Source organism: Duganella sacchari (assembly GCF_900143065.1).
Lineage (GTDB): Bacteria > Pseudomonadota > Gammaproteobacteria > Burkholderiales > Burkholderiaceae_D > Rugamonas > Rugamonas sacchari.
Genome location: NZ_FRCX01000006.1, coordinates 482,750 through 490,905, shown reverse-complemented (window position 1 = coordinate 490,905; position 8,156 = coordinate 482,750). Strand labels below are relative to the sequence as shown.

General features: G+C 58.8%; 6 protein-coding genes. 4 read left to right on the top strand and 2 right to left on the bottom strand.

What is annotated here, in order from left to right:
* Nucleotides 1-306, top strand: a 306-nt coding sequence (locus BUA36_RS16195; protein ID WP_139260600.1) for an integrase core domain-containing protein, incomplete at its 5' end; no start/stop codon positions are given.
* Nucleotides 307-368: 62 nt separating this feature from the next.
* Here the strand turns inward: BUA36_RS16195 and BUA36_RS16190 are convergent.
* The gene (locus BUA36_RS16190) at nucleotides 369-899 is read right to left on the bottom strand and encodes a YggT family protein (protein ID WP_267875109.1); all 531 of its coding nucleotides are present in this window, start codon (nucleotides 897-899) and stop codon (nucleotides 369-371) included.
* Nucleotides 900-1,240: 341 nt separating this feature from the next.
* Between BUA36_RS16190 and BUA36_RS30760 the strand changes: the two genes are divergently transcribed.
* A complete protein-coding gene (locus tag BUA36_RS30760) occupies nucleotides 1,241-2,125 on the top strand; it encodes a hypothetical protein (protein WP_167544302.1) in 885 nt (294 codons plus the stop codon).
* A gap of 867 nt (nucleotides 2,126-2,992) precedes the next feature.
* Here BUA36_RS30760 and BUA36_RS16180 read toward each other — a convergent pair.
* Entirely contained in the window at nucleotides 2,993-3,463 is a 471-nt protein-coding gene (locus BUA36_RS16180) for a MarR family winged helix-turn-helix transcriptional regulator (protein ID WP_167544301.1), read from the bottom strand.
* 82 nt (nucleotides 3,464-3,545) lie between these two features.
* Between BUA36_RS16180 and BUA36_RS16175 the strand changes: the two genes are divergently transcribed.
* On the top strand, nucleotides 3,546-5,012 hold the full coding sequence (locus BUA36_RS16175; RefSeq protein ID WP_072786165.1) for an FAD-dependent oxidoreductase: 1,467 nt from the start codon (nucleotides 3,546-3,548) through the stop codon (nucleotides 5,010-5,012).
* An 80-nt stretch (nucleotides 5,013-5,092) separates the two neighbouring features.
* Nucleotides 5,093-8,113 carry a heparinase II/III domain-containing protein gene (locus BUA36_RS16170; protein ID WP_167544300.1) on the top strand — a complete coding sequence of 1,007 codons (3,021 nt, stop codon included), beginning with the start codon at nucleotides 5,093-5,095 and terminating at the stop codon, nucleotides 8,111-8,113.
* The last annotated feature ends 43 nt before the right edge of the window (nucleotides 8,114-8,156 follow it).

Sequence of the window (8,156 nt, the reverse complement as noted above, 5' to 3'; positions counted from 1 at the left end):
CGTCTTGTCCATCATTCGGACCGGGGCATTCAATACTGCGCTACAGCCTACCAACAAATCCATCACCGTTATGGCATCGTATGCTCAATGACTGATGGATATGACTGCTATCAAAACGCCTTGGCCGAGCGGGTCAATGGAATACTCAAGACCGAGTTCCTTATCAGCAAACCGGCGAACCTGGAGCAGGCAGAGGTCATGATTCGCCAAGCAATCGCAATCTACAATACAAAGCGGTTACATACCGCCCTACAATACAAAACGCCCGATGAAGTCCATCGGGCGTCTTTAATGGAGCTTAGTTAGCGGGTAACGAAAAAGGCGGTTACCCGTCAACCTATTCCAGGACTAGTCACGCTGCGGTCAGCCTAACGGCCGGCGAAGGCCATGCCCAACAGCAGCTGCGCGATCTGCAGCAGGATCAGCGCCACCAGCAGCGACAGGTCCAGATTCCCCACCAGCGGCACCACGCGGCGCAGCGGCCGCAGGATAGGCTCGTTCAGCGCACGCACGAACGGCGCCAGCGGCGCATGCGGGTTCACCCAGCTGAAGATCGCCTCGATCACCAGCAAGGCCATAAAGCCATAGAGAATCCACTCCAGGAAGCGCTGGCAAGCCATCAGCAGGACCGCCGGTCCCGGCCAGCCATTCAGGAAATAGATCGACGATGCCGCCAGCACGATCAGGAAAGCGCCGATCAGGCTGGCCCAGTCATAGCCGCCCACGCCCGGCACGATGCGGCGCAACGGACGCACCAGCCAGTCCGACAGCTGGAAAGTGAACTGCGCTACCGACGACGGTGGCCGCACGCGGATCGCCTGCATCCAGAAACGCAGCAACAAGGCCGCGCCCAATAGCGTAGCGATGGCGTCGACAATCAACTTAAGAATACTCAGCACGAAACCCCTCCAATAAAAAAGCCGCTGTGTGATTGTCTCACACAGCGGCCATTGCCTCAGCAGGCTTCTAAGCGTTTAAGACTTAGGAAGGACGGGTGCTGGTTGGGAACGGCCATGCGGCGGCCGGAGCCAGTACGGTTTTTGCTGCTGGCGCGGCGGCTGGAGCTGCTGGCGCTGCTGGAGCGGCGGCGGCTGGAGCTGCTGGCTTAGCGGCTTCCTTCTTCGGAGCTGCTTTTTTAGGAGCGGCTTTTTTTGCGGCTGGCTTGGCTGCTGGTTTAGCGGCTGGTGCGGCAGCTGCTGCTGGTGCGGCGGCTGGAGCAGCGGCTGGTTTAGCGGCTGGCTTGGCAGCTGGTTTAGCCGCTTTTTTTACTGCTGGCTTCTTGGCAGCTGCAGGCTTCGCAGCTGCTTTAACTGGCTTTTTTGCTGCTGGCTTAGCCGCTACCTTTGCAGCCGGTTTGGCTGCCGTTTTAGCTGCTGGTTTTTTGGCAGCTGCTTTAGCGGCTGGCTTGGCTGCTACTTTTTTGGCTGCTGGCTTGGCTGCGGCTTTCGGCGCAGCTTTTTTGGCAGCTGGTTTAGCAGCTGCTTTTGGAGCGGCTTTCTTGGCTGCTGGCTTGGCGGCGGCTTTTTTCGCTACTGGTTTAGCGACTGCTTTAGCGGCGACTTTTTTCGCTGCTGGTTTGGCAGCGGCTTTCTTCGCTACTGGCTTGGCTGCGGCTTTTTTAGCGACTGGTTTCGCTGCTGCTTTAGCGGTGGTTTTCTTTGCTGCCGGTTTGGCTGCAGCTTTTTTCACTGCTGGTTTGGCGGCTGCCTTGGCGACGGTTTTCTTCGCTGCTGGTTTAGCGGCAGCTTTTTTCACTGCTGGCTTGGCTGCTGGTTTAGCGGCGGCTTTTTTCACGACTGGTTTTGCAGCGGCTTTTGCTGCTGGCTTGGCAGCGGCTTTTTTCACTGCTGGTTTAGCGGCTGGCTTGGCAGCTGCTTTTTTCACTGCTGGCTTGGCAGCTGGTTTGGCGGCAGCTTTTGCTGCTGGTTTGGCAGCGGCTTTAGCGGCTACAGGTTTCTTTGCTGGTGCAGCTTTTTTGGCTGCTGGTTTCTTTGCGGCGGTTGCCATGTTTAGTTCTCCTTCATCGGGGATGGGAAAAATTCGTTTACAAGATTTAAAACCCGTCCAACCCGGAATTGGGCCAGGCGAATTATTCATCGGCGCAAACCATAACCGTTTGCGCTAATGAATTCGGCACTAGCTGAACTGCTGCATCTCCTCACAAGTGCAGCGCTTCAGCCATCGATTCACCCGCCGTCCGAGGCCGGAGCGGCGTGCGAATACAAATCTTGTCGCGACGTTTTGCGGTGATCCGGGCGTATGCTCAGCTCCAGGAATCTACGTCGCAGCCACGTCACGGTTTTCGTTTTCAAACAAAAAACCGCCCGGCCTGAATCGAATCAGGCAAGACGGTTGAACAAAAACGGCGTGGTCTTGTGCATATCTGTTTGAATCTGTATCCCGTATCGCGGTCATCTCTGCGTGCTGCGATCATCCGAAAATTTTCGCACTATTTAAATCACGCATTTTCAAGTTCGTAAAGTACACGAAAACCTTGTCGGTGCGCAACCGGCACGATAGATATTCGCGCGCTTTTTTTTCGACTTACGCTCGCCAGCTCACATACACATGTGCATCCGGCGTGCTCGCTTGCGTCGTCGCGCGGTCTGCACGCGCGCTCAATCGGGTTCGGGAAGTGCCGCGCGCATCGCGCCGGAAAATTTGCACTTCAAAGTAAGCCTTATGCCGCCTGGGTTTCTTCGACGCCGCCAAATCTGGCCGGGAAATCGTATCGCCCGCTTCCGAATCCGAGAGCGCTTGCGCTTGAACTGCGCACCATCACTACTCGCTGTTTTTAATTCGTCGCGATTATGAGACAGAGTAAGGCGAATAGCAAGCGGAATGCAGCGGTGTGCCGCACTGCGCCTGCGTTTTAGAGTGCGTGATCGACGCGGGTGAAGTGAGAAATGGATGCGGTGATGATCGTACAGTGCTGGTGTAAATCGGCGTTAAGGCATACCAGCACAGGCGGCGTTTGAAATGCGATGGGGCGTTACTCGTCGTCTTCGGTTTTGCGGCGCGCCACCCACTCGTTCATGCCGGCGGCCATGCGCTTGAGCAGTCGCGCCAGATCGCGGCGCTCGGCGTTGGTCCAATCGGCCATCAGTTCACTGACCAGCTGCTCGCGCATGCGGTCGATGGCGTCCGCCATCTCGCGGCCCAGCTCTGTCGCTTCGGCTTCGCGCACACGCTTGTCGCGCGTGCCGGCACGGCGTACCACCAACCCCAGTTCGTCCAGGCGCGCCACCTGACGGCTGACAGTGGTGTAGTCGCGGCCAACCAGATCGGCCAGCTCCACCACGCCGATCGGTCCCCGGCGTTCGATGCGTACCAGTAGCGGCAGCAGCGCGCGCTCGAGTGGCATCGCCATATCGGACATGAGTTCGACGTCGGGCTCGGGGCGGCTCATGAAGCCGATGATGTCGAGCAGCGCGTCATGCAATTCGCGGATATCTTTATTCATATGTGCATTATACACATAGTTCTTGACAGCGATTTTAAGCCGGAATAATATGTGCAAAATACACATATCGAAGGAGAAGCACATGAACACCATCCACACCGACATCCTGATTTGCGGCGCTGGCGCCGCTGGCCTGACGCTGGCAATCGACCTCGCCCGCCGTGACATTCCCTTCCTGCTTATCGACCAGATCGCAGCGCCCTTCGCCGGTTCGCGCGGCAAAGGCATCCAGCCACGCACGCTGGAAATCTTCGAGGCGCTGGACGTGGCCGACCGCATGATCGCCGCTGGCGGTCCGTATCCGGCGCAGCGTCACTACCATGCGGACGGCGGCTACCACGATGAAGTAACAGTGCGCGCCACGGCCGCCACGCCGGATGAGCCATACGGCGAACCGCTGATGCTGCCGCAGTATCTGACCGAAGGCATCCTGCGCACGCGCCTGGCGGAGCTGGGCCATGCGCCGCGTTATGGCCATGCGCTGGCCGGCTTCGAGCAGGATGCCGATGGCGTCACCGCGCAGGTGCAGACCATCGATGGCGACATCACCATCCGCGCACGCTATATGGTGGGCGCCGACGGCGGCCGCAGCTTCGTGCGCAAGACGCTGGGCGTCAACTTCCCTGGCGAGTCGCTGAACGCGCGCGCCGTGGTGGCGGATCTGACGCTCAGCGGTCTGTCGCGCGACGTGTGGCACCGCTGGGGCAGCGGACCGAATCAGATCAGCCTCTGTCCTTTGCAGGGCACGCCGCTGTTCCAGCTGCAGATGCCGATACCACTGGAAGGCGAGTTCGATCTGACCGATGCTGGCATTGCCGCCGCCATCGCCGAGCGCACCGGCCGCACCGACATCGAGATACAGGCCGTCCACTGGCGTTCGGACTACGCGATGAGCGCACGGCTAGCAGAGCGCTATCAAGTGGGCCGCATCTTCCTTGCCGGCGACGCTGCACACATCCATCCACCGACTGGCGGCCAGGGTCTCAACACCAGCGTGCAGGATGCCTGGAATCTGGGATGGAAACTGGCGGCGGTGGTGAATGGCGCCGACGCATCACTGCTCGACAGCTATGAAGAAGAACGGCGCGAGATCGCCGCCGGCATGCTGGGCATGGCCACGCGCCTGCTTGATGCGGCGCGCGAGCGCGGTGACTTGCGCCGTGGCCGCGAACAGCAACAGCTGGATCTGGGCTATCCAGATTCCTCATTGTCACTCGACGCGCGCGCTGGCTATCGCGCACCGGATGCGCCATGTGTCGGCGCCAGCGGCCAGCCGCTTCGTTTGTTTTCGCTATTGAAATCAGGGGACTGGATTATGCTGCGCTATGAGCCATCCACGCCGCCGGTGTTCGAGGCGCGCCGTGGCCTGCGCATCATCCAGGTGGGTGCGCAGGCCGAGCTGCGCGATCCCGCCGGCCATTTGCGCGAGGCCTACGGATTGCGTCCCGGCGACATCGCGCTGCTCCGCCCCGACGGTTACCTGGCCGCGCTCACCACCGACGAATGCAGTCCCGCACTGGCGCACTACCTCGACGAAAAAATTTTCTAACAGCAGATTCAACCGGCGGAGCGGCATGCTATGCTTTTGCGGTTTCTAAATTAACAACACTTTCTTGTAATGGAGTCTGCATGCCGATAATCCGACATTTGAACTGGCTGCTACTTGGCTGCCTGCTTGGCACCTCAGCCCGGGCGGAATTACCTGCCCCCTTAGTCACCAGTCATCCGCATCTGCTGGTCAATCAAGCCCGCTTCGACAGCCTGAAGTCGACACTGCCAGTACCGCAGGCGAACTTCCCCGCTGCCGGCGGCTCGATCGAATTTGACTGGACGCCGCAAGCTAAGGCAGCCGGGGACACGAAGGATCGCGCCATCTTTGGCTACAACGGCAGCAACCGCAACACCATCCTGATCCGGCATCTGGATTCGGAAGACACCAGCAGCACAGTGGCGCTGCAATTTGCCCTGCTACCCAAGACAGGCCAGTATGTGGCGTCTGGGGTTGCACGCTTGCCGCTAGGTCAGCCTGTGCATATTCGCTTGAACTGGGATAGTGCGCAGATGAAGGCCAGCTACGTGATCGGCAATGCTGCGCCTAAAACGATGTCGTGGAACGATGGTTCAACCAGCCCTGCGGGGCGCTGGGCGGCCAACGAGCAGATTTTCAATTTCGATACACGCCTCAACGAGCAGCTCGGCAACTTCCTCATCAAGGATTTGCAGCAGGCCGTCGTGTTCAGCAACACACGCAGCGATTTCACATCCGCAGTTCGCAAATGGCAGGACTTCACTGCCAATGTCGACCAGTATCAGGCCAACGTGCCGGCCTGCGTTGCTAATGCAACGCCAACGATAACTTACTGCAATGTCGCCAAAGGGCACCCCGTATCCATCTTCCAGGTAGCAGAGCAGCTGTCCGCCGCTTATAAGCTGAGCGGCGATCCCAAATATCTGTCCGCCGCCCGCAGCTATATCGATCTGATCGATGCCACCGACAACAGTGCCGGTGGCGAGTACAGCATGGGTGGTCGGGTGGCAGCACTCGGCATCCTCTACGACTGGCTGTATGCTGAGCTGGACAGCAGCTACCGTGCGCGTATCGCCACAAAGATTGAACGCATCCTGACACGCGGCACGACAGCTGACCTGAGTAATTATCTGTGCGATACCACGATTCCTGACCCGGATGACACAAGCACACACACAACGGTGATTGATTGCAAAAACAAGCCCGTCTATAACTATCAGGACTGGAATCGCTTTGCCTCCCCGCCTGTCGCTTCTCTCGCGCCCTACTATCTCGGCGGTCACCAGATCGACGATGTCGGGAATGCTTCAATTGGCCTGCTGGCTATCGCGGCAGAGCATCCGCGCGTCCTGCCTTTGATCGATACCTTGTACTCACACTACGAAAAAGGTTTCTGGCCAGCGAAGGCCTACGTGTCGGCTGACGGCGGCCACCAGATGGGTTTTGGCTACAGCCTGGAAGGCAATATCGCCCGCACCATACAACTGTGGCGCAGCGCCTTTGACACCGGCTCCAGTCCCGCAGTCTTCCAGGCAGACTGGCAAAACAAGATGATTTACCCGTACATCTACGGCCTGCGCGGCAACCGCAGCTATCCTTCCCGCGGTGACAACTATGACCTGTACGCCGATGACCCCATCGTCGCCAAGCTGGCCTTACTGGCCGCCAGCCAGAATAATGATGGCATAGCACAGGCGTTTTACACGCAGCAGATTTTATCGTCGCGCTCTAAACCATCGAATACCCTGATGGAATTGCTGTACTTCCCGCAAGCCGAGACGATGCCAAGCGGCGATATTTCAAACCTGGAGCTGTCGCGCATTTTCCATGTGGCGGGTACGGTGATCGCACGCGACAGCTGGGATTATGCCAACGCTACCGTACTCGATTTCAAGGCATCGAACTTCTCCAGCGACAACCATCAACACTGGGACCAGAACAGCTTTGGCTTGTTCTACAAAGCCCCGTTGCTGATTGACTCGGGCTTCTACGATGACTACAACAGTGCACACCGGTTTAATTACTCCACCCGTACCATTGCGCACAATACGCTGACGGTCTTCAAACCGGACGAGGTATTTAAGCGCTACGACAACGTCTACGCCAACGACGGCGGTCAATGGTATCCCAGCCCTTCCACCTACTACCCGACGCTGGGCGACATTCAACCTGACGTCGGCACCAACTACCAGGACGGTATCGTCAACTATGAATACGACCGCCGTTATACCTATGTGCGAGGCAACGCCAGCAAGGCATATGTGAACGGCAAACTAGACCGTGCGCAGGGATTTTTGCGCAGCATCGTGTTCCTGCCAAGCTCAAACTTCTGGAGCGCACCGGTGATGGTGGTATTCGACGCCGTACGGCCCAGCATGAGCGGCCTGGAAACCACCTTCCTGCTGCATTCAATCAACGAACCGGCAGCATCGGTCAGCGCCACGCATCAGGGCGGTGGCCGCTATTTGATGGGATTTAGCAATGGCGCCGCAAGGCAGGTGACGGTACGCAATCAGGGCGGTATGGCCACCATCCAGACGCTGCTGCCAGAAAATGCGGCGATTCTGAAGGTTGGCGGTACGGCTGCCGACTGTCTGCAGGCGGATAACAAAATCGCCAAGGACTGCCGCTTCACGGTCCGCGATAACGGCCCGGGCGGCGTCTGGCGCAATTATGCGCCGGGTACCGGCATCAATGATTTCAAAATTGCCAACGCGGACGCTGGCGCCTGGCGCCTGGAAATCGGCACGCAGTCCTCGGTGCAGGGACAGCCCCAGTTTTATCTGCATGTGATTAGCGTTGCGGACAACGACAATGGCACCGGCGCCGCGTCGCCCCCGGCCACGCAGCGTTTGCCGGCTGACAGCAGTACGGAGGCGGTCTGCCTGGGCGTCAACACGGTGCTGCTGTTTAATCGCAACAGCGAGCCGGCCACCAGCCTGTCCTTTGTTGCGCCGCTTAGCCAGCCCGCCATCCTGGCCACCGGCCTGAAGCCGGAAACGGCCTACGTGTTGCTGTCCACCGCCGAAGCAGGCGGCACCCGCTTCCGCCTGCAGGAAGCCACCGGCAACAACGACGCGCAGTACAGCAGCAAGGACGGCGTGATCAAGTTTAATTTCTAAGCCTGCCCGAACGGGTAGGCCGCAGTGAAAAAAAGCCTCGCAA

Excerpts from the sequence above, each read along its gene's own strand:
- BUA36_RS16175 (WP_072786165.1), top strand. The coding sequence starts at position 3,546 with ATGAACACCATCCACACCGACATCCTGATTTGCGGCGCTGGCGCCGCT.
- BUA36_RS16170 (WP_167544300.1), top strand. The coding sequence starts at position 5,093 with ATGCCGATAATCCGACATTTGAACTGGCTGCTACTTGGCTGCCTGCTT.
- BUA36_RS16180 (WP_167544301.1), bottom strand. The coding sequence starts at position 3,463 with ATGAATAAAGATATCCGCGAATTGCATGACGCGCTGCTCGACATCATC.